An 18875-nucleotide genomic window follows, 5' to 3' on the forward strand; every position below is an offset into this window, starting at 1 on the left:
CACTACTCGCTGTCGTCGGAGGACACCCGGTCGACGAAGTACGAGTCGTCCATCGCCGGGTCCGGCGCGATCGGGATGTACTGGCGTCGCACCCGGGCCTCGCCCCATTCCCGCGACTCCACCACTTCGCGCGCCTCGTTCACCGCGTCGCACTGCTCCTGGCTGAGGTAGAACTCGATGTTCTCGACGGCGCGGTCCGCCCGCGTGAACGCCTCGGGATCCTCGCCTTCGGCGGAGGCGGCGATGAGCCGGTCCACGGCGCGTTGCACCGTCGCCCTGCGCATCCGGCGCTTGGATTTGGGCAGCAGGTCGATGCGGCCGTCCTCGGAGACGATGATCACCATGGACCCCTTGCCCGCGCCGGCGAGGTAACGGATGGCGGAGCTGAACCGCGCCCCCCGCGCCGGGTCCCCGGTGCCGGTGGCGAGGCCGTCGAGGATGACACCGACGGCGTGACAACGCCCATCCGGCGACACCAGCACGGCGCCATCGATGCTGGTGGCCGCCTCCAGCGCACGCTCCGACAGGCGGGTGGGTGTGATGGCGTAAGCCTGCGGGAGCAGACGCGCCGCCTCCCTGTCCGCCTCGGGGTGCACCACCAGCATGGTGCCGTGGGCCTGCTGCGAACACGCGACCGCCACGTGCCAGAGGAACCGCGCGTTGCGGGCGGAGACGTTGGGGAAGACACGCTCGACGGTGATCGCGAACTCGTCCTCGTCCAACAGGTCGCGCGGCATGGCGGGAATGCCGTTGTCGACGCGCAGGAACGGCACGTCGTTGTCCCAGAGTTCCCAGGAGCCGTCGCCGGAGATGCGCACCTCGAACGTGTGGTCGCGCTCTGTGGTCTCGACGGTGCCCAGCCCGTAGACCTCCCGGCCGTCGCAGAGCAGGTGCAGCCCGGGGCCGGACAGTTCAAGGATCTTGCGCAGCCCCCTGGTCCGGCCGATGGGTACCGGGTGCTCCAGCGTGATGATGCGGGTGACCGTCTCGTCGTCTGCCGGCACGAGGACGAGGGTGCCCTTGCCGGCGCGGCCCTCGTAGCGGGTGGCGGCCACCGCGTCGAAGGCCTGCATGGCGCCGAACGCGTGGTCCTGGCCGGTCCGTGCCACCACCGCGGACACGAAGGAATCCGCCGCGGCGCGCAGGACCGCCTCGGTGTCCGCGCGCACCACGAGCCCTGGCGACTGGCGGTCGAGTTCACGTGACGCCACGTCCAGCACCATGGTGACGACGGCCTCCTGGAAGGACCGCGCGGTGAGGAACGCATCGGCTGCGTCATCCGCGAGCTGGGGCAGTTCACGCCACGGGTCTGCCTGCAGGGCGAGGACGGGGAACACCATGTGCTCCAGGATCTTCACGCCGACCCCCACGAAGTGAACCCGCCCGGTGGCCCGGGCTGCGGAGTCGAGTTTGTCGGCCACGGCGCGGCGGCGGGTGCGTGATTCGAGGGCGGCGAGGTGCGCCTCGCTGTCGTCGTCGAGGTCGTTCTCCCGCAGGAGCCTGTTGAAGCGTCGGGTGGCCAGTGTGCTGGCCTGCCTGAGGATGGCGCGGTCGAAATGCCCGCGTTGCGGCTCCACGAGCACGTCGTCCTCGGCGTTGAGGGGGAGTGCCACGACGAAGGCCCTGGGGTCGATGTCCACCCCGGCGGCATCGAGCACATCGTTGGCAACCTGTTCCAGCGAACGACGGAACCGAGCCTGTCCGTCCCATAATTGCCAACCCACGGGGGCATCATGCCACGACGTGGGGGCGGGGTGGGCACCGCGGTCCACGTCAAGCAGCAGCCGCGTGTAGATCACGGGATCAAGCATCCCGCCAGTCTGTCATCGACCCGGTTCGTGGCGGTTGTCGGTGGGCCGACCTTAGACTCGTCGCATGCACGACCTCGACGCGGTGATGGCGGAACTCGACGACCTGGCGGATCCGAAGATCATGGCGGTGAATCAGCGCCACGGCGACGACCACGCGGTCAACCTGACGAAGCTGAGGGCGGTCGCCAAGCGGCTCAAGACCGATCACGCCTTCGCCCGGGAGCTGTGGGCGACGGGCGACACGGCCGCCAGGCTGCTGGCGCTGCTGACGTGTCGGCCGAAGGAATTCAGCGCCGAGGAACTCGACGCCATGCTCCGCGAGGCCCGCGTCCCCAAGGTGCACGACTGGCTGGTGGCCTACGTCGTGATGAAGGGCCCGCACGCTGAGGAACTGCGCGTGAGGTGGTTCGACGACGCGGATCCCTTGGTCGCCAGCGCCGGGTGGTCCCTCACGGCAGACCGCGTGAAGAAGAACCCCGACGGCCTGGACCTGCCGGGCCTGCTGAGCCTCATCGAGGCTCAGCTGAGGGACGCGCCGGAGCGGCTGCAGTGGCAGATGAACACCACCCTGGCCCAGATCGGGATCGAGAACCCGGAGCTGCGCGAGCGCGCTGTGGCCATCGGGGAGCGGCTCGGGGTGCTGAAGGACTATCCCACGCCGCCCAATTGCACCTCGCCGTTCGCGCCCAGCTGGATCGCTGAGATGGTGCGCCGCAACGAGGGCTGATCCGGCGTCGGCTCAGCCCTCGGGCTCCGTGATGTCGGCGACGGTGGCGTCGAAGTGGGCGATGAGCGCGTCGCCGTCGATGGTGGCCGCAACCCCATGTTCGCCGGCCCCGATGGAGACCGTTCGTCCCCGCACCAGTTCATCGGCCACCACGGGCAGCCGCGTCTTCGTGCCGAAGGGCGTGATCGTGCCGCGCTCGAACCCGGTCACCTCCAGGGCCGCGTCCGCGTCGGGCATGGACAACCGTGACACGCCCAGCAGGGCGCGGAGCTTGGGCCACGAGATGGTGCGGTCCCCGGGGACCAGGGCCAGGAGGTGGTCACCTTCGCCGCGGCGCACCACCATCGTCTTGATGATGTCGCGCGGCTCCACGCCGCGTGCCGCGGCGGCCTCCGCCAGGGAACGGACCCGCCCGTGCCGGGTGACGGTGTGGTCGATGCCTGAGGAGGCGAGCTCCTCGAGTGCGGGATTGGTCATGGCCTCAGCCTAGGTGCGCACCGTGCGGAAGAGCAGGGTCTGGGTGTCGTAGTAGGCGTCAGTGAGCCCGCCGCGCTGCATGCCGATGCGCTCGGCCACGCGCTGCGACGCGTGGTTCTCGGGATGCGTGACGGCCACCACCTCGGGAAGACCCGCTTCCAGGATGGCCCGGAGGGTGGCGTCGGCTGCCTCTGTGATGTAGCCGTTGCCCGTGTGTTCGGCCACCTGGCGCCACCCGATCTCGGTGTCGACCGCCTCGCCGCCGCCCGACGGGGGGATGGGCTTGACCATGATGATGCCCACGGGGGTGCCGGCGCCGGGACCGGCGGCAAGTTCGACGAGGGAGAAGCCGTGTACCGGGTGCTCCCGCAGCATCATGAACCGCTCCAGGTGGCGCCCGGCAGTGGCCAGATCCGGCGTCGCCGCCGTCGGGATGAAACGCTGCAGGTCCGGGTTCTGGTGGAGGAGGTAGACGAAGTCGAGGTCGTCGTCGGTGAACGCGCGTAGGCGCAGGCGTTCGGTGGAAAGGGAGATCATCGGCAGACTTCGGTGCCGGGGATCACTGCGCGGCGGGTGGCAGCAGGTCTTTGGCGTACCAGTCTGTGGCGTTCGGGTTGTCGTTGAACGGCTCCACCGCGTGGTAGCCCTCCGCGCGGTACAGGCCGTTGGCGCTGTCCAGGTCAGCGTTGGTGTCCAGAACCATGCGCTGCGCCCCCAGCGAGACGGCTCGGCGCTCCAGTTCGCGGAGGAACGCACGACCGAGGCCGGCGCCCCGCGCCCCCGGGGTGAGGTAGAGGTGCTTGACCTCCATGCCCTCACCCTCGACGGGGCGGATCCCCCCGACGCCGATCGCCTCGCCGTCGCGCTCGGCCACGAGCAGCGCGCCCTCGGAGAAATCGGCGGGTTTGGGTTGGTAGGCGGTGTCCTCACCGGCCCACAGGGCGATGCGCTCGGCGAAGTACGCGTCGAGCAGCCGCGCGGCGGCGGGATCTGCGGCATCGGTGACTCGGAACTGCAGCATGTTCGAAACCCTCATGGCTGGTCGGGGTGGGTGCAGGGCAGGTCAGTCGGCGGGCCCGCACTTCACGCCGGTGGCGTGGTTCGGGCAGTAGCCGCCCGGATTCTTGTACAGGTACTGCTGGTGCTCGAGTTCGGCGTAGTAGAACGCCTGGCCAGGGGTGATCTCGGTCGAGATCGGGCCGTAGCCCTCGGCCGTGAGCCGCTCCTGGAAGGCGGCCCGGCTGCGCTCGGCGACTGCTCGCTGCTCCTCGTCCACCGGGAAGATGGCGGAGCGGTACTGGGTACCCAGGTCGTTGCCCTGGCGGTAGACCTGCGTGGGGTCGTGGTTCTCCCAGAACAGCGTGAGCAGGTCGTCGTAGCTCACCTTGGTGGGGTCGAAGACCACCTTGACCGTCTCGGTGTGACCGGTGTGACCGGTGCAGGTCTCCTTGTAGGTGGGGTTGGGCGTGAAGCCGCCCATGTAGCCGGCGGCGGTGTTCAGCACGCCGTCCACCTGCCAGAACATGCGTTCCTCGCCCCAGAAGCAGCCCAGCGCGAAATAGGCGACCTCGGCGCCCGCTGGCACCTCGTCGAGCGGGGGCCCGAGCACTTCATGCCTGGGCATGGGGCTCAGGACGGGTGTGTCGCGGCCCTCGAGCGCTTCGTCCTCGGTCACCATCTGCGGCGTGGACATGCGGGCGTTGAGCCAGGCCAGAACGTCAATCTCCATTCGCCAAGGCTACCCGGAGGCTGGGAAACGGACTAGGGCTGCTGCTCGTCCTCGCCGGTGATGATGCCGTAGAGCCCGCGCAGGATCATGTAGGCGCCCACGGCGCCACCCAGCACCCAGACCGACCGCCTGCCCAGCCCCACGTTCTCGTAACGCTTGCGGGGCTCCGGCTCAGCCTGCGGCACGTCGTCGGGGGTCTCGGGGTCGGCCGGCTCGGCCTGCTGCTCTTGCATGGAGCCAGTCTGCCAGGCTCCACAGCGCCAGATCGCCCGCCATCGGTCTCAGGTGTTCGAGGCCTGCGTCGAACGGTTAGAGGCGCCAGTCGACGGGTTCCCCGCCCTGGTCCTCCAGCAGGCGGTTGGCGGTGCTGAAGGGGCGGGAACCGTAGAAGCCGGTGCGCGCGGACAGAGGCGACGGGTGTGCGCTGGCGATCACGGGCGTCTCGCCCAGCATCGATGCGGCCGACTGGGCGTCGCGGCCCCACAGGATTGCGACGAGGGGCCCGCCGCGCTGTGCGAGCGCGCGGACCGCGCAGGCGGTGACCTCCTCCCAGCCCTTGCCGCGGTGCGAGGCCGGCGCCCCCGGCCGCACCGTGAGCACCCGGTTGAGGAGGAGCACGCCCTGCTCGAACCAGGCGGTGAGGTCGCCGTGCGTCGCCTGGGGGATGCCCAGGTCGGTCTCCAGCTCGCGGTAGATGTTGCGCAGGCTGCCCGGAAGGGGCCGCACATCCGGGTTCACCGAGAACGAGAGCCCCATCGCGTGGCCGGGCGTGGGGTAGGGGTCCTGGCCGAGGATCAGCACGCGGACGTCCGCCAGGGGACGGGAGAAGGCGCGCAGGATGTGCTCGCCGGCAGGGAGATAGGTGAAGCCGTTGGCCAGCTCAGTGCGGAGGAACTCACCCATGGCGGCGATGTTCTCCTCGACCGGGGCGAGGGCATCCGCCCAGTCCGGCGCGATGAGGTCCGGGAGGGGTCTGCGCATACGTCCAACCTTGGCACAGGCGTGGGTCCGCCGTCGGCCCGGCTGAGCGCTCTCCACGCCCTCAGGGAAAGCCCAGGGTTTCGAGAGCTGCACAACGGCTTTTCATTATGGAAAAGGGGGATAGCATTTTCACCATGAGCAACGCAGATCTCGGTCCAATTCTGGACGACCTGGCGGCCGGGCGCATCGACGCCGGCGAGGCCGCCACCCGCATCGAGGCCGCCAAGCGCGCGGCAGCGGGCGACCGCCCGCAGGACACCACCACGAAGGGCGGCCCGAAGGCCGGCGGGCTGTCCCGCGTCTCGGTCACCGCAGTGGGGCGCCGGGTGCGCATCGAGGGCGACCCGTCGGTGAGCACCCTCACCATCGACGGGCCGCACGTGCTGCGCCGCGTCGGCACCGTCATGGAGGTCAACTCCACCGGGGAGTTCGGGCCCAGTTTCACGGGCTTCTCGCTGATCCGGCCGCCCCGCAACCTCGACGACCTGCGCGACATCTCGCTGGGCAAAGAACTCGTGGTCAAGGTGAACCCCAACCTCATCGTCGACGCGGAGGTCACCACCGGCGGGCTCCGCACGGTGGGGGTGCCCCGGCTGGGTCGCATCCGCGTGACCGCGGGCGGCTCCACCCTCGAAGACGTGCAGGAGGTCGAGGACCTGCTCAGCCAGGCCGGCGGTATCGCCGTCGAGGGGCCCATCAGCCTCGGCCGCTCGCGTCTCAAGGTCGAGTCGGGCACCCTCAACATCCACCTCACCAAGGGTGCCAACGTGACCATCCGTGGCGAGGCCCGGCTCGGGCGGATCAGCTGGCCCGACGGGGGCGACAAGGTCGACGAGTACGTGGTCGGCAACGGCTCCGCGCGGCTCGACATCGCCGTCGTCATGGGCATGGCCACCATCAAGGCGGATGACTGACATGGCGAAGCACCTCTACCACCCGCCGGCGGACTGCCCGGTCTGTGGCGACCAGCTCATCACCACCCGCAAGGGATGCCTCCACTGCGGCACGGAGATCGCCGGTGAGTTTGCCAGCTGCGAGTTCTGCTCGCTGAACGAGGCGGACCTCACGCTGCTGAAGGTGTTCCTCGCCTCGCGCGGCAACCTGCGGGAGGTGGAGAAGCACCTCCAGGTCTCGTACCCCACGGCGCGCGCCCGTCTCGACGCGGTCCTGGCCAAGCTCGGGCTCGACCCTGCGGATCCCGCCTCACAGCCGGCTCCCGCCCACCAGGAACTAGCTGACGAGGACGGCACGGAGCAGCAGTCGGAGTACGGCGACGCGGTCAACGGGAACCTGACGCCGGAGCAGCAGATCCTCGCCCGCGTCGCGCGCGGCGAGCTCAGCCCCGAGCTGGCCGCCCAACTCCTGGGCGACTGACCCGGCGCACGCGCCCACAACGAACAGGGCCGCCGTCCTCCTGGACGGCGGCCTCGGTGTTCCTGTTGCGAACTAGAGGGCCGAGACCTTCGTGATCCGGACCATCAGTTCCTTGCCGTTGGGCGCGGTGTAGCGCACCTCGTCGCCCACCCTGGCGCCGAGAATGGCAGAGCCCATCGGCGACTGCGGGGAGAAGACGGAAAACTCCACCGAATCATCGGTGCCGAGCACCTCGCGCGAGCCGAGCAGGAAGGTGTCAGTGTCGTCGTCGTCACCGTCGTAGGCGACCGTGATGATCTTGCCGGGGGCAACCTCATCTGCGGCGCCTTCAGGTTCGCCCACCTGCGCGCGGCGGAGGAGGTCCTCCAGTTGGCGGATCCGCCCTTCCATCTGACCCTGCTCCTCGCGGGCGGCGTGATAGCCACCGTTCTCGGACAGGTCGCCCTCTTCGCGGGCGGAAGCGATCCGTGCGGTCACCTCTTCGCGGCCGACGGTCCTGAGCTCGTTCAACTCGGCCTCGAGCTTGTCGTAGGCCTCCTGGGTGAGCCACACCACATCAGTAGCTGTTTCGGACATTGAGCCAGCCTATCAGCCGACCAAGCGGCAGCCTTCGATTCTGATGGCGGTTGCTTCTTTCACCGTGGTGAGGGTCACGTCGATGTTCGTGAGCTTGTCAGTGCCCGGTGGCACCTGCACGATGCGCTCGGCGACCGTCTCGTAGCTTTCCGCCTGGGCGTACATCCGGCACTCCGCAGCCTCCGACGGGTCCTTGCGCTGGACGACCACCTCGGCCGTGATCTCCGTGGCCGACGACACCTCGAAGCTGCGGATCATCGCGACGACGTCGGGGTTGGAGTTGCGCACCCCGGACAACACGGCGAGCAGGATGGCCGTCAGCACGGCAGCGGCGGCGAGACCTCCCAGCAGGTAGTCGGCGGGGCCCGCCTTGGGGTAGCGGGCCTTGATGCGGGCTTCGTCGGTGGTCACGGCACCCATTGTGCCCTGAGACGGGCATGGTGCCGATCCGGGGGAGGGCACAATACAGTCCATGTCCAGCGCCGCCGCTCCCCAACTGAGGCTGTTGCACGTCCACGCCCACCCAGACGACGAGTCGAGCAAGGGCGCTGCCACCACGGCGAAGTACGTGGCCGAGGGCGTCGAGGTGATGGTGGCCACCTGCACCGGCGGTGAGCGTGGCTCGATCCTGAACCCGAAGCTCGCCGGTGATCCGGACATCGAGCACAACATCGCGGAGATCCGCCGCGACGAGATGGCCAGGGCCCGCGACATCCTCGGCATCCAGCAGGTGTGGCTGGGGTTCGTCGACTCCGGTTTCCCGGAGGGAGACCCCCTCCCGCCTCTCCCCGAAGGCTGCTTCGCGCTCGAGGACCCGCAGGTGGCGGCGGGCCGGCTGGTGCGGATCATCCGGAGCTTCCGCCCCCACGTGGTGACCACCTACGACGAGCAGGGCGGCTACCCGCACCCAGACCACATCCAGTGCCACCGGATCACCGTCGAGGCCTTCCGAGCGGCGGCCGATCCGTACCAGTGGCCCGAGCACGGCACGCCCTGGCAGGCCGCCAAGTTGTACTACCACATGAGTTTCCACCGGAAGCGTTTCGAGCAACTCGAGGCCGCCATGCACGAGCACGGCCTGGAATACAGCGTGCCCACCCGTGACAACGACCCGTACTCCTACGGCCGGCTTACCACGTTCGTGCCGTGCGCCGACTACTTCCCCGTCCGCGACGAGGCGCTCAAGGCCCACGCCACCCAGATCGACCCCGACGGCCCGTGGTTCGCCGTCCCGCTGGCCATCCAGCAGATGGGCTGGCCCACCGAGGATTACCAGCTCGTCGTGTCGAAGGTGCCCACGATGATCCCGGAGGACGACCTGTTCGCCGGCCTGCGGCCTGAGACGCTGGTGCCGGAGTTCATGATCTGACGCGCGAGGCCTTCGAGTGGAGCAGGTACGCCGCGATCACGCCGCCGGCTGCACCACCCAGGTGGGCCTGCCAACTGACGCCCGGCGCGCCGGGGAGCACCCCCAGCAGCACGGTGCCGTACAGCGCGAACACCACCACGGCGATCAGGATCTGCGAGATCTTCCGCGTGAAGATGCCGCGCACGAGCAGGTAGGTGAGGTAGCCGAAGATCACGCCGGACGCGCCGGCCGTGATGGTGCCGGCGGCCGAGAGCAGCCAGGCGGTGAGTCCGGAGACGACGGCGCTCACGACGGTTGTCACCACCCAGCGGATCGCCCCTGAGAGGTAGGTCAGCACGCCCAGCACCAGGAACGGCACGGAGTTGCTGATGAGGTGCGCCCACCCGAAGTGCAGCAGGGGCGCCCACACGATGTTGGGGAGGTCCGAGACCTCGCGCGGCTCGATGCCATAGGAGTCGAGCGCGTTGAGCGTCACCGCGTCGAGGATCTCAAGCGCCCACATCACGGCGAGCATTCCTCCCACCACGAGCAGGGCGGCGGCCAGTGGGGAACGGGTGGTGCGGGTTTCGCTCATGCCCCCATTGTGTCCGACGGGGCAACAGCCAGGACCCGCCAGATGGGGCCCGGGGGCGCACCGGATACCCTTGGGGACTATGGTCAACCGCCTTGCCCAGTCGTCCAGCGACTACCTCCGCCAGCACTCCCATCAACTCGTCGACTGGTGGGAATGGTCCGACGAGGCGCTGGGCAGCGCGCGGGAACTGGAACGTCCCATCCTGCTGTCGGTGGGCTACGCGTCGTGCCACTGGTGCCACGTGATGAGCCACGAGTCGTTCGACGACCCTGAGGTCGCCGAGTACATCAACGACCACTTCGTGGCCATCAAGGTGGACCGTCAGCAGCACCCTGACGTGGACGCCGTGTTCATGACTGCCACCCAGGCGATGAACAACGGTTCGGGCGGCTGGCCCATGACGGCGTTCCTGACGCCCGAGGGCAAGCCCTTCTTCACCGGCACCTACTTCCCGCCGGAGGCCGGCCCCGGTATGCCGTCGTTCCGGCAGGTGCTGGAGTCGATGGCCGACGCGTGGCACCACCGTCGCGACAAGGTGCGCGGCTCGGCCGAGTACCTCGTCAACGTGCTGTCCTCCCGCGCGGACACAGTCACGGGGGAGACGCCGGATCTGCGCAAGGCGATCGACGACGTCGAGGCCGCCTTCGACGTGATCCACGGCGGCTTCGGCACCCAGCCGAAGTTCCCCAACCCCACGCTGCTGGACGCGCTCCTGGTCAAGGGTGACCCCCGTTCCCTCGAGATCGCGCAGCGCAGCCTGGAGCACATGGCCCGCGGCGGCATCTACGACCAGGTGGGCGGCGGTTTCCACCGCTATTCGGTGGACCCGGGCTGGGTGGTGCCGCACTTCGAGAAGATGCTGTACGACAACGCGCTCCTGCTGGGCACCTACGTGCGCGGCTGGCGTCGCACCGCAGATCACGACGGTGGCCTGCGCGCGCTGTTCGAGCGCACCGCGTACGGCATCGTCGAATGGCTTGAGCGGGAGATGGTCAGCGAGCAGGGCGCGTTCATCTCCGCCCTGGATGCGGATTCCTGTGACATCCGCGGCGCCGTGCACGAGGGCATCTTCTACCTCTGGAACCCCGAGCTGCTCGTCGACGCGCTGGGCGTCGAGCTCGGTGACTGGGCCGCAGACGTCTTCCACGTCACCAAGGGCGGCACCTTCGAAGACGGCCTCTCCACGCTGCAGTTGCGTGGCCGGCCGGATTACGCGCGCCTCGACGAGGTCGCCGGCAAGCTGCTTGAAGAGCGCGAGACGCGCTTCCGGCCCGCGTCGGACAACATCGTGGTCGCCTCCTGGAACGGCTGGATGGTCTCCTCCCTCGTCACCGGCGCCATGATCTTCGGCGAGAAGGGCTGGTTGGAACTCGCCTTGCGGGCTGCGGAGTACCTGGCCGAGGTGCATCTGGTCGACGGTGAGCTGCGCCGCACCTCGCGCGACGGGGTGGCTGACGTCGCCGTCGGTGGCGCTGAGGACTTCGGCGCGGTGGCGGAAGCCTTCGCGCTGCTTTCCGGAGCCACCGGCGACTCCGCGTGGTTGCGCAGGGCGGAGGCCCTCCTGGAGCGGGCCGACGAGTTCTTCAGCCACGCCGACGGCGGGTTCTACGACTCTGTCGATACCGGCCTGTTCGAGCGCCCGCGTTCCCTCACCGACAACGTGTCGCCCAGCGGCACCTCGGCCCTCATCGCCGCGCTGCGCGTGGTGGCACAGCTGGCCGAACGCCCGGGCTTCAGCGAGCGCGCAGACCGAGCCGCCCGCACCACCTGGGCCAGCGTGGCCGAGCACCCGCGGTTCGCCGGTGCGTCGCTGGCAGACCTGCTGGTCTCCGACGAGGCGCGGCGTGGCCTCAAGCCCGCCGTCGCCGTCGTGGTGAGCGACGATCCGTTCGGTGAACTGGCCCGCGCGTCCTGGCGCCTCGCTCCGGCGGGGTCCTTTGTGGTCACGGCCCCTGAGGGCGCCGAGGGCTGGGGATCGCACTTCGACCAGCGACCCGGCGGCTTCGTCTATGTCTGCCGGGGCACCGTGTGCTTCGACCCGGTCAATGACTACAACGACCTCAAGACGCCGCTCTGGTCCCGCGTCTGACGCTGCTTTGGCTCACCGCCGTGAGCAATTGGATAGGGTCGTGATGCGACACGCCGGGGGATCTGTAACCGCACGTGACCCCATCCAATTGCTCACGGAGGCAGCGACGATGCAGCGCTTGAACTGGAACGACGGCACCTGGACCACCCCTCCAGTGGAGGCTCGCGAGGATGGCACTGACCTTCTCGTCACGGCAGCCGAGAAGTCCGACGCCTGGCGCATCACCTCCTACGGGTTCGAGCGCTACAACGCGCACGCCCTCGTCGCGCCCCTTGCCCAGGACTCCGCGATGGAGGTGGTCTTCACCGCGAACTTCGATGAGCAGTTCGATCAGGCGGGCATCTTCCTCACCGCCGGTCCCGACGCGTGGGTGAAGGCCGGCGTGGAGTTCGCCGATGGACACCCCATGGTGGGAGCAGTGGTCACCAACCCGCTCTCCGACTGGTCGACGTCGCCCGTCGACGAGTGGCAGGGGAAGCGGGTCCGGGTGCGGCTGTCGCGCTCCGGCGACGCGGTCACCGTCCGGGCGGGCCTCGACGGTGGTGAACTGCGCCTGGTCCGGCTTGCCGCGTTCCCCGCCGACGCGGAGGGCCAGGCCGGTCCGTTCACCTGTGCGCCCGAGCGTGCCGGGCTGTCGGTGCGCTTCCACGAATGGTCGCTGGGCCCGGCAGACTTGTCATTGCACTGAGCAGTGGCGGCCGGCTGACCGCCCCGCCGCGACGGGCTGACTACAGGAACGACAGGTCGGTACGGGCGACGGTGTAGCCCTCGGAGCGCAGGTCGTCAGCCACCTCGTCGGCGTACTCGCCGGGCAGCACGAGGGCGTCACCCTTGAGCGACGTGATGTCGCCGTCGTACTTGAGGATCAGCGACTTGGGGAACCACTCCAACATCCGCGCCTGCAGCCACGTGGGGTAGTAGCGGTCCGCCACTCCTGGGATGGCATCAGGTCTGAACGGCTCCGAGAGATCGATGTCGTCCATCTTCATGCCCAGGTTCTTCTCGACCAGGTACTGGTACTCGTACGGGTCCATCAGTTCCTTGAACTCCGCCCATGTGGTGGCGTTGTTCAGCGCCCGGCGGATGCGGGCGACTTGGTGGGCCTCATCGCGCCGCGCGAAGACTGCCTGGCCGAACTCGTTGTTGGTCGTGTACAGGATCTCCATGGCCACTCCTCGTCACAGCGTGCTCGTTGTGGCTTCCAGGCTAGCCCGCTCCCCGACGGAGCGGCGCCCGACAGCACCGACTCGGGCGGAAGGGTCAGCTGGCGACCAGGATCTCGCAGTCGTCGCACCACCGCGTGGCCAACGACACCCGGATGAAGCACGAGGGGCAGACGAGGCCCGTGGGGGTGACGCGCTCGGCGTCGTACTTGACGGGAGCCTTTGCCTTCGGCGCTGCCGCCACACGGGGCGTCCGCGTGGCTGCTGCCGCTGCCGGGGCCTGAGCCTTCACCGGGGCTGCCTTGGGGCGGGTCAACTTGTTGCCCATGGGATCCAGTTCTGCCACAAGGTCTTCGGCGGCCTGGGCCGCGTCATCTGCCGTGGTCTCCTGACGCCACCACCACGAGACGCGGTGCTCCGCCTTGTGGGCCGCGTTCATCAGGTTGTTGATCTTGGCCGGGTCGCCGTCCGTCGTGGACGGGGAGACGACGGAGTAGTCCCCGTGCGAGTTCAAGACGCTGGCCAGGTCATCGGTGTGGCCGAGGTAGACGACCTTGTCAGCGACAACCCAGGCGAAAAGACCGGGGCCGGCGGCCGTCGACGGCTCCACCACGAGCTGGCAGAACGGACCGGCCTTTGGAGCTATCGGAATGCGGAGGTCCCAGTCTGTCACCTTGACCTTCGACGGGGTGAATTCAAGTTCCTTCAATTGCTCCGTGTGCCGCATGCCGCTTCCTCCCGCAACGGCGATCTTTGGATCGCCGTCTTCACGATAAACCGCGAGGTGGGGTCGCGTCATCCTGAGGGCGTGTCGGATGTGCGTTTCAGACGGCGTGTCGGCGGATGATTTCCAGGAATGTGGGATTCGGTTGAGCGTTTGGATGAATCTCCTGCAGCGCCCGCAGCGCCTCGGCGGCAGGCACGCCCAGCGCCTCGGCGGCGTAGAGGGACGCCACCGTGGGGGTCCGCGACTGCCCGGACACGCAGTGGATCAACACCGTCAGGCCCTCGGCCCGCAGGCTGGCCACCATATGGGCAGCCTCCGTGAGCACATGGTCGAGGTGCGGGTTGTCCTCGTAACCGCGGTCTGACAGCCAGACCTCGATGCGGTTGTCCGGCGCGATGCCCTTGGCCAGCTCGTCCGCGTCCGAGGGCCGGCAGAGCGAGACGACCGCGTCGATGCCCTCAGGTGGCGTGGATCCGGCGCGGTAGCCGCCCACGAAGAGGCCGCTGTCGAGCGGGTGCTGGAAGAAGTTGTCCAGGCCCGGTTGCACGGTGTAATCGGCGGGGAAGATCTGCGCGGCCATCTCCTTGAGGTCTTTCGCGCGGAGCCCCGGCCAGCCGTGCAGACGGCGGGTCCACTGCAGGGGGATGGCCGAGTAGCCCCACCCTGGCTCCCAGCAGCCCACCGGCGATGGCCGCGACGGTGTCTGTGTCGTGTCCGACCCTGACCGCGTTCTCCAACGCCAGGCGGAAGTGATCAGCCGGGTCCTCCCGGGGGACCGGCGTCTGCACGATGGCGGCGTAGGCCGCCTGCAACGCGTGCACTGTCCAGCCGTTCTTCGAGAACGTGGCCGGGGGCAGCGTCTCCGCCTCGTCGAGGCGCTCCGCCCAGTAGTTGCGGCGCTCGTTCGGGATGTAGTGGAGCGCCTCCCGCACGCCGTCGAAGTTCTCCAACTGGACGGCGTGGGCGATGGCGATCGACCAGATCACGCACGCGTCGCCCGCGATGGGGTCTGCGTGCGTCAACTCCGCGATGCGCCGTGCCACGCTGGCCACGATGAGCGGCGTGGTGTCGAACAGCGCGACGGGGGCCGTGCGCATGAGGGCACCGTTGCCCGCGCTGCGGGTGGGATTGGCGGCGAAGTACCGCCGCGCCGCCTGCGTCAGGTCGTCGGCGTACCCGGCGTCTGCCATGCGCATGACGGCGCGGGTCTGGACACCCACGTCCGGCGGGTTGCTGGCGAGCCAGGCCCCGAAGTTCGTGGCGATGGCGTCGCGGGCCTGAGCCGTGCGGGGATCCATCCGCTGGTTGAAGACGTGCGCGATACACACCGCCATCGACGTGTCGTCCGTCCACTCGCCGGGGGCGAAATCGCCCAGCCCGCCGCCGATCATGCCCACCGGGGCATCCGGGGCAAGCGTGGGCCCGAACTCGTAGCCGGCGCCCAGCGCATCCCCGACGGCGGTGCCGACGAGCAGGCCCGCGGCCCTGTCCCGCGAGACGTGGAACGCCCGCTGGGGGCGCCAGGCCAGGGAGGCGGCGAGCGCCCCGGGCAGGTCGTGGCCGAGGACCTCGACGAGGCCCCGGGCCGTGGCCAGGGCAGCGGCCTCGATGTCCTCCTCGCGGCCGCCCTCGATGCCGATCCACCAGTTCGGCATGCCGTCATCAGGGCGGGTGAAGCCCAACTGTTCCAGCGCTGCGCACTGTTCCTCGGTGAGCTGCACGTCCTCGTCGTCGATGTAGGAGTTGGACTCGATCTCAATGATCAGGTCGTCCCCGTCCGAGGCCATCTGGTAGTACCCCCAGACCAGATCGATGACCTTGCTGTCATCGGTGCCGTGCACCTCACGTAGCAGACCCGCGATCGCATCGCGTAGGTCCAGGATGTTCTCAGTATTCAAAGCCGTCCTCCTTGCCCCCGTTATTGGCTTGTGTTTCCACGGTAGGGCCGGCGTCTGACATTTCCGCTCGGCGCTCGGCACTGCGTCCTTCTCCCGGGTCGGGGCAGCGTCGACGACGGGGGACCGCTATGTTTCTTCTACCACGACACAAGGGGGGTGCCTGGTGCCACCGAAGACACAGCGGCCGCCGCTGCCGGACGTCGGCCAACCCCTCGTGCAGACGCGTGACCTGAGCAAGATCTTCCGCGTCGGCGACTCCCGGGTGGTCGCCCTGAACCGGGTCAACCTCACCATCCCGCGGGGCAGCTTCACCTCCGTCGTGGGCACCTCCGGTTCCGGCAAGTCGACGCTGCTGAACATGCTCGGCGGCCTCGAGAAGCCGACGGCGGGCGAGGTCTTCGTCGCCGGCCAACCGCTGCACAGGTTCACCGAGTCCCAACTGGTCACCTACCGCCGCGAGCAGGTGGGCTTCATCTTCCAGTCGTTCAACCTGCTGCAGTCGCTCACCGCCCTCGACAACGTCGCGATGCCCTTGAGTTTCCGGGGCATCCCGAAGCGCACCCGGCAGGCCCGCGCCCGGGCGATCCTCACGCAACTCGGGCTCGCCGGGCACCTCCACCACAAACCGAGCCAGCTCTCCGGCGGCCAGCAGCAGCGCGTCGGCATCGCCCGCGCCATGGCCGTCCAGCCCACCCTCGTCTTCGCCGATGAGCCCACCGGCAACCTTGATTCGCGCACCTCGGAAGAGACGCTGCGCCTCTTCCGCGCCGTCATCCAGCGCTTCCAGCAGACGTGGATCATGGTCACCCACGACCACCACCTCGCTTCGTTCGCCGACACGATCATCAGCATCGGGGACGGCCGCATCACCGACATCTCCCAGACGGAACACGCCCAGACGGGCCCCGTCGTCACTACCCAGAAGGTCGCGCCATGAAGATGATCCACCGCCTCATGCTCGTGCTGATGATGGTGTCCAGCCTGAGCCTCATCCCGCTCGCCAGCGCGGCGGGGGACCCCACCACGGACGGTGGCGTGCTGGGCGACGGCGGCACCGAGGGTGCGCCGGTGGGCGAACCACCCGCGCCTCCCGTCGTCGTGCCGGGCGTGTCCACCCCGCGCGTCATCCTGTCGGGGTTCACGACGAACCCGGCGGAGGTGCAGGCCGGCGACGACTTCCAGGTCACCTTCACGCTGCGCAACACCTCCACGAAGACGCGCGTGCAGAACATGAAGGTCACGCTGACGTCGGCCGACGCGGCCTTCCTGCCGGCCAACGGCTCGTCGTCGCTGTACCTCAGCCGCATCGGCGCCGACCAGATCGAGTCAGGGACGATGAACTTCCACTCGCTGCCCTCCCTGGAGGAGAAGCCGTACCAGCTGACGATCAGCATCGAGTACGAGGACAGCCAGGCCAACGCCTACTCGGCCCAGGAGACGGTCTCCATCCAGGTCAAGCAGAACATCCGCGCGGATGCGTCGGCCCCGCAGTTGCTGCCGCCGCAGTTGACGATGGGTCAGGACGCCTCGCTGACCTTCAGCATCTTCAATCAGGGCAAGACCAAGCTCTACAACGCCAAGGCCTCCATCGCCGAGGGCCAGCCCATCGTCGGTCAAGAGGTGTTCGTCGGCACTGTCGACGCCGGGGCCAGCGGAGCCGTCGACATGACGGTGCAGGCCGTGGAGGAGGCCGCCGGGCCGGTGACCGTCACCGTGTCCTATGAGGACGTTGACGGCAACGTGAGCACCATGGACAAGACCCTCGAGGTCGCCGTGATGGCACCCATGCCGATGGAGGAGCCGGGCCAGTGGGAGGAGCCCATGCCGGAGGAGGGCGCGGGTTTCCCCTGGATCCCGGTGCTTGTCGGCGGCGGCCTGCTCCTGCTGTTCCTGATCATGACGGTGCTCGCCGTCCGGCGTCGCCGGCGCAGGCGCGCCGAGACGGAGGACATGGAGTCGCTGGCGGCACTCGGCGACCCGCTCATCGGCGCGGAAGTCCGCTGAGCTCTCGATGCGTTGGTCCGATCTCCTCGCAACGAGCTTCGCGAGTCTGCGTCAGCGACTGTTCCGCACGTCGCTGACGGTGCTGGGCGTGCTCATCGGCACCACCGCGGTGATCGTGATGGTGTCGCTGGGGGTGGGGCTCTCGTCGAGTTTCACGGCCCAGTTCCAGAACATCAACCTGCGCCAGGTGTCCGTGAGCGGGGCCCCGGCGCCCGAACAGGTGGGCGTCGGCGGGCCCACCAAGATGAACGAGGCCATGCGCACCTTCCTGGCGTCGACGCCGGGTGCGACGGCCGTGTGGCCCGTGTACCTGGCCGACCTGGAGATCAGTGTCGGCACCACCAAGCAGTACCTCCAGATTCAGGGCCTCCCAGCCGAAGCCTTCCCGGAGATGGAGCTCGAGCTCGCGTGGGGCGAAATGCCGCAGCAGGGCACGTTCGGCCTGCTGCTGGGCGACAAGGTGGACGAGCAGTTCTGGGACCCGATGACCGGCATGCCCATGGACATCGACTTCAGGACCCAGACCCTCTTCGGCACGGTCACCACCTGGGGGGAGTACGGCCCCGTGCCGATCGACGGCGCCCCGGCGCCCGGCGACGACCCGGCGGCGCCCCCGAAACCTGCGAAGCGGCACATCCTGCCTGTCGTCGGCGAACTCCACAGCGACCTCGCGGACGACCAGTGGGGACCGTACTCGACGTCGGTGTGGGCGGATCTCGACGGCATGATCGAGTGGCTAAGGAAGGCGATGCCGGGTAAGGCGTTGCCGAACCAGCCCGCCACATCGGACGGGAAGCCGCTGGGCAAGGACTTCATCTACACCGAGTTCAAGGTGCTGACGGACAGCCCGGAGGACGCGGAGGCGGTGCTCAACACGCTGCGGGACCAGGGCTATCAGGCATATGCGGAGATCGAGTGGATCCGGCAGTCGCAGGAACAGGGGCTGATCATCCAGGCGGTGTTCGGCGGCATCGGTTTCATCTCGCTGCTGGTGGCGGCCATCGGTATCGCCAACACGATGATGATGAGCGTCTACGAGCGCACCAGGGAGATCGGCATCATGAAGGTGATGGGAGCCGCCCTCGGCGACATCCGCAAGATGTTCCTGATCGAGGCCTCGAGTATCGGCTTCTTCGGCGGCCTCATCGGGCTGTTGTTGTCGCTGGGCGTCTCCGCGGTGCTGAACGCCACCCTGGGATCGCAGATGGTCACCGGTTCCGAGGCTGGCCAGGTGTCGATCATCCCCGTGTGGTTGATGGTGGGGGCCGTCGGCTTCGCCACCCTGATCGGCACCGTCGCCGGCGTGCTGCCGGCGCAGCGCGCGATGAAACTCAGCCCGCTGGCCGCCATTCGCGCCGAGTAGGGGACCGTCACCG

General features: G+C 68.7%; 23 protein-coding genes. 9 read left to right on the forward strand and 14 right to left on the reverse strand.

The window, feature by feature from the left end; genetic code table 11:
- Positions 1-2: 2 nt before the first annotated feature.
- Positions 3-1811 (reverse strand): hypothetical protein, encoded by a 1809-nt coding sequence (locus tag ACZK4S_RS04335; RefSeq protein WP_463643477.1) that lies wholly within the window; start codon positions 1809-1811, stop codon positions 3-5.
- Between the two features lie 64 nt (positions 1812-1875).
- On the opposite strand from ACZK4S_RS04335, the gene ACZK4S_RS04340 reads away from it, so the two are divergent.
- A complete protein-coding gene (locus tag ACZK4S_RS04340) occupies positions 1876-2538 on the forward strand; it encodes a DNA alkylation repair protein (protein WP_463643478.1) in 663 nt (220 codons plus the stop codon).
- A gap of 12 nt (positions 2539-2550) precedes the next feature.
- On the opposite strand, the gene ACZK4S_RS04345 is transcribed toward ACZK4S_RS04340, so the two are convergent.
- The 6 genes from ACZK4S_RS04345 to ACZK4S_RS04370 form a co-directional block, all read right to left on the reverse strand.
- Positions 2551-3015 (reverse strand): aminoacyl-tRNA deacylase, encoded by a 465-nt coding sequence (locus ACZK4S_RS04345; protein ID WP_463643479.1) that lies wholly within the window; start codon positions 3013-3015, stop codon positions 2551-2553.
- 9 nt (positions 3016-3024) lie between these two features.
- Positions 3025-3552, reverse strand: coding sequence for a GNAT family N-acetyltransferase (locus ACZK4S_RS04350; protein WP_463643480.1), 528 nt, complete (start codon positions 3550-3552; stop codon positions 3025-3027).
- Between the two features lie 22 nt (positions 3553-3574).
- Positions 3575-4036 (reverse strand): GNAT family N-acetyltransferase, encoded by a 462-nt coding sequence (locus ACZK4S_RS04355; protein WP_463643481.1) that lies wholly within the window; start codon positions 4034-4036, stop codon positions 3575-3577.
- Positions 4037-4078: 42 nt separating this feature from the next.
- Entirely contained in the window at positions 4079-4708 is a 630-nt protein-coding gene (msrA, locus tag ACZK4S_RS04360) for a peptide-methionine (S)-S-oxide reductase MsrA (protein ID WP_463643826.1), read from the reverse strand.
- A 68-nt stretch (positions 4709-4776) separates the two neighbouring features.
- The gene (locus tag ACZK4S_RS04365; RefSeq protein ID WP_076059943.1) at positions 4777-4977 is read right to left on the reverse strand and encodes a hypothetical protein; all 201 of its coding nucleotides are present in this window, start codon (positions 4975-4977) and stop codon (positions 4777-4779) included.
- Positions 4978-5053: 76 nt separating this feature from the next.
- A complete protein-coding gene (locus tag ACZK4S_RS04370) occupies positions 5054-5725 on the reverse strand; it encodes a uracil-DNA glycosylase (RefSeq protein WP_076059941.1) in 672 nt (223 codons plus the stop codon).
- 134 nt (positions 5726-5859) lie between these two features.
- On the opposite strand from ACZK4S_RS04370, the gene ACZK4S_RS04375 reads away from it, so the two are divergent.
- Both ACZK4S_RS04375 and ACZK4S_RS04380 read left to right on the forward strand, forming a co-directional pair.
- Entirely contained in the window at positions 5860-6639 is a 780-nt protein-coding gene (locus ACZK4S_RS04375; protein WP_083665404.1) for a hypothetical protein, read from the forward strand.
- Positions 6632-7099: a DUF2089 domain-containing protein gene (locus tag ACZK4S_RS04380; protein WP_463643482.1), complete on the forward strand. Its 468-nt coding sequence runs from the start codon at positions 6632-6634 to the stop codon at positions 7097-7099. The genes ACZK4S_RS04375 and ACZK4S_RS04380 overlap by 8 nt, the downstream gene beginning before the upstream one ends.
- A gap of 72 nt (positions 7100-7171) precedes the next feature.
- Here ACZK4S_RS04380 and greA read toward each other — a convergent pair whose 3' ends face one another.
- Both greA and ACZK4S_RS04390 read right to left on the reverse strand, forming a co-directional pair.
- On the reverse strand, positions 7172-7675 hold the full coding sequence (greA, locus tag ACZK4S_RS04385) for a transcription elongation factor GreA (RefSeq protein ID WP_076059935.1): 504 nt from the start codon (positions 7673-7675) through the stop codon (positions 7172-7174).
- A 12-nt stretch (positions 7676-7687) separates the two neighbouring features.
- Positions 7688-8086, reverse strand: a complete 399-nt coding sequence (locus tag ACZK4S_RS04390; RefSeq protein ID WP_076059933.1) for a DUF4307 domain-containing protein — start codon at positions 8084-8086, stop codon at positions 7688-7690.
- 61 nt (positions 8087-8147) lie between these two features.
- Here ACZK4S_RS04390 and mca point away from each other — a divergent pair, with 61 nt between their 5' ends.
- Positions 8148-9044 carry a mycothiol conjugate amidase Mca gene (mca, locus tag ACZK4S_RS04395; RefSeq protein WP_076059930.1) on the forward strand — a complete coding sequence of 299 codons (897 nt, stop codon included), beginning with the start codon at positions 8148-8150 and terminating at the stop codon, positions 9042-9044.
- Here mca and ACZK4S_RS04400 read toward each other — a convergent pair.
- The gene (locus tag ACZK4S_RS04400; protein ID WP_459398226.1) at positions 9034-9567 is read right to left on the reverse strand and encodes a rhomboid family intramembrane serine protease; all 534 of its coding nucleotides are present in this window, start codon (positions 9565-9567) and stop codon (positions 9034-9036) included. The genes mca and ACZK4S_RS04400 overlap by 11 nt on opposite strands.
- Before the next feature lie 130 nt (positions 9568-9697).
- Between ACZK4S_RS04400 and ACZK4S_RS04405 the strand changes: the two genes are divergently transcribed.
- Positions 9698-11707, forward strand: coding sequence for a thioredoxin domain-containing protein (locus ACZK4S_RS04405; RefSeq protein WP_463643483.1), 2010 nt, complete (start codon positions 9698-9700; stop codon positions 11705-11707).
- 109 nt (positions 11708-11816) lie between these two features.
- Positions 11817-12395 carry a DUF1349 domain-containing protein gene (locus ACZK4S_RS04410; protein ID WP_463643484.1) on the forward strand — a complete coding sequence of 193 codons (579 nt, stop codon included), beginning with the start codon at positions 11817-11819 and terminating at the stop codon, positions 12393-12395.
- Positions 12396-12435: 40 nt separating this feature from the next.
- Here the strand turns inward: ACZK4S_RS04410 and ACZK4S_RS04415 are convergent, their stop codons facing one another.
- The 4 genes from ACZK4S_RS04415 to ACZK4S_RS04430 form a co-directional block, all read right to left on the reverse strand.
- A complete protein-coding gene (locus ACZK4S_RS04415; protein WP_076059878.1) occupies positions 12436-12873 on the reverse strand; it encodes a hypothetical protein in 438 nt (145 codons plus the stop codon).
- A 94-nt stretch (positions 12874-12967) separates the two neighbouring features.
- Positions 12968-13597, reverse strand: coding sequence for a GIY-YIG nuclease family protein (locus ACZK4S_RS04420; protein WP_463643485.1), 630 nt, complete (start codon positions 13595-13597; stop codon positions 12968-12970).
- 97 nt (positions 13598-13694) lie between these two features.
- On the reverse strand, positions 13695-14144 hold the full coding sequence (locus ACZK4S_RS04425) for a protein-tyrosine phosphatase family protein (RefSeq protein WP_463643486.1): 450 nt from the start codon (positions 14142-14144) through the stop codon (positions 13695-13697).
- Positions 14056-15495 (reverse strand): ADP-ribosylglycohydrolase family protein, encoded by a 1440-nt coding sequence (locus tag ACZK4S_RS04430; protein ID WP_463643487.1) that lies wholly within the window; start codon positions 15493-15495, stop codon positions 14056-14058. Before ACZK4S_RS04430 ends, ACZK4S_RS04425 begins: the two co-directional genes overlap by 89 nt.
- Before the next feature lie 163 nt (positions 15496-15658).
- Here ACZK4S_RS04430 and ACZK4S_RS04435 point away from each other — a divergent pair, with 163 nt between their 5' ends.
- Genes ACZK4S_RS04435 through ACZK4S_RS04445 form a run of 3 tightly spaced genes read left to right on the forward strand, consistent with a single transcriptional unit; the run spans position 15659 to position 18862 of the window.
- Positions 15659-16432 carry an ABC transporter ATP-binding protein gene (locus tag ACZK4S_RS04435; protein ID WP_463643488.1) on the forward strand — a complete coding sequence of 258 codons (774 nt, stop codon included), beginning with the start codon at positions 15659-15661 and terminating at the stop codon, positions 16430-16432.
- A complete protein-coding gene (locus ACZK4S_RS04440; RefSeq protein WP_463643489.1) occupies positions 16429-17499 on the forward strand; it encodes a COG1361 S-layer family protein in 1071 nt (356 codons plus the stop codon). The genes ACZK4S_RS04435 and ACZK4S_RS04440 overlap by 4 nt, the downstream gene beginning before the upstream one ends.
- 7 nt (positions 17500-17506) lie before the next feature.
- A complete protein-coding gene (locus ACZK4S_RS04445; protein WP_463643490.1) occupies positions 17507-18862 on the forward strand; it encodes an ABC transporter permease in 1356 nt (451 codons plus the stop codon).
- Positions 18863-18875 lie beyond the last annotated feature (13 nt).

The organism is Tessaracoccus zhenghani (assembly GCF_055326325.1).

Excerpts from the sequence above, each read along its gene's own strand:
- ACZK4S_RS04335 (WP_463643477.1), bottom strand. The coding sequence starts at position 1,811 with ATGCTTGATCCCGTGATCTACACGCGGCTGCTGCTTGACGTGGACCGC.
- ACZK4S_RS04340 (WP_463643478.1), top strand. The coding sequence starts at position 1,876 with ATGCACGACCTCGACGCGGTGATGGCGGAACTCGACGACCTGGCGGAT.
- ACZK4S_RS04345 (WP_463643479.1), bottom strand. The coding sequence starts at position 3,015 with ATGACCAATCCCGCACTCGAGGAGCTCGCCTCCTCAGGCATCGACCAC.
- ACZK4S_RS04350 (WP_463643480.1), bottom strand. The coding sequence starts at position 3,552 with ATGATCTCCCTTTCCACCGAACGCCTGCGCCTACGCGCGTTCACCGAC.
- ACZK4S_RS04355 (WP_463643481.1), bottom strand. The coding sequence starts at position 4,036 with ATGCTGCAGTTCCGAGTCACCGATGCCGCAGATCCCGCCGCCGCGCGG.
- msrA (WP_463643826.1), bottom strand. The coding sequence starts at position 4,708 with ATGTCCACGCCGCAGATGGTGACCGAGGACGAAGCGCTCGAGGGCCGC.
- ACZK4S_RS04365 (WP_076059943.1), bottom strand. The coding sequence starts at position 4,977 with ATGCAAGAGCAGCAGGCCGAGCCGGCCGACCCCGAGACCCCCGACGAC.
- ACZK4S_RS04370 (WP_076059941.1), bottom strand. The coding sequence starts at position 5,725 with ATGCGCAGACCCCTCCCGGACCTCATCGCGCCGGACTGGGCGGATGCC.
- ACZK4S_RS04375 (WP_083665404.1), top strand. The coding sequence starts at position 5,860 with ATGAGCAACGCAGATCTCGGTCCAATTCTGGACGACCTGGCGGCCGGG.
- ACZK4S_RS04380 (WP_463643482.1), top strand. The coding sequence starts at position 6,632 with ATGACTGACATGGCGAAGCACCTCTACCACCCGCCGGCGGACTGCCCG.
- greA (WP_076059935.1), bottom strand. The coding sequence starts at position 7,675 with ATGTCCGAAACAGCTACTGATGTGGTGTGGCTCACCCAGGAGGCCTAC.
- mca (WP_076059930.1), top strand. The coding sequence starts at position 8,148 with ATGTCCAGCGCCGCCGCTCCCCAACTGAGGCTGTTGCACGTCCACGCC.
- ACZK4S_RS04405 (WP_463643483.1), top strand. The coding sequence starts at position 9,698 with ATGGTCAACCGCCTTGCCCAGTCGTCCAGCGACTACCTCCGCCAGCAC.
- ACZK4S_RS04410 (WP_463643484.1), top strand. The coding sequence starts at position 11,817 with ATGCAGCGCTTGAACTGGAACGACGGCACCTGGACCACCCCTCCAGTG.
- ACZK4S_RS04415 (WP_076059878.1), bottom strand. The coding sequence starts at position 12,873 with ATGGAGATCCTGTACACGACCAACAACGAGTTCGGCCAGGCAGTCTTC.
- ACZK4S_RS04420 (WP_463643485.1), bottom strand. The coding sequence starts at position 13,597 with ATGCGGCACACGGAGCAATTGAAGGAACTTGAATTCACCCCGTCGAAG.
- ACZK4S_RS04440 (WP_463643489.1), top strand. The coding sequence starts at position 16,429 with ATGAAGATGATCCACCGCCTCATGCTCGTGCTGATGATGGTGTCCAGC.
- ACZK4S_RS04445 (WP_463643490.1), top strand. The coding sequence starts at position 17,507 with ATGCGTTGGTCCGATCTCCTCGCAACGAGCTTCGCGAGTCTGCGTCAG.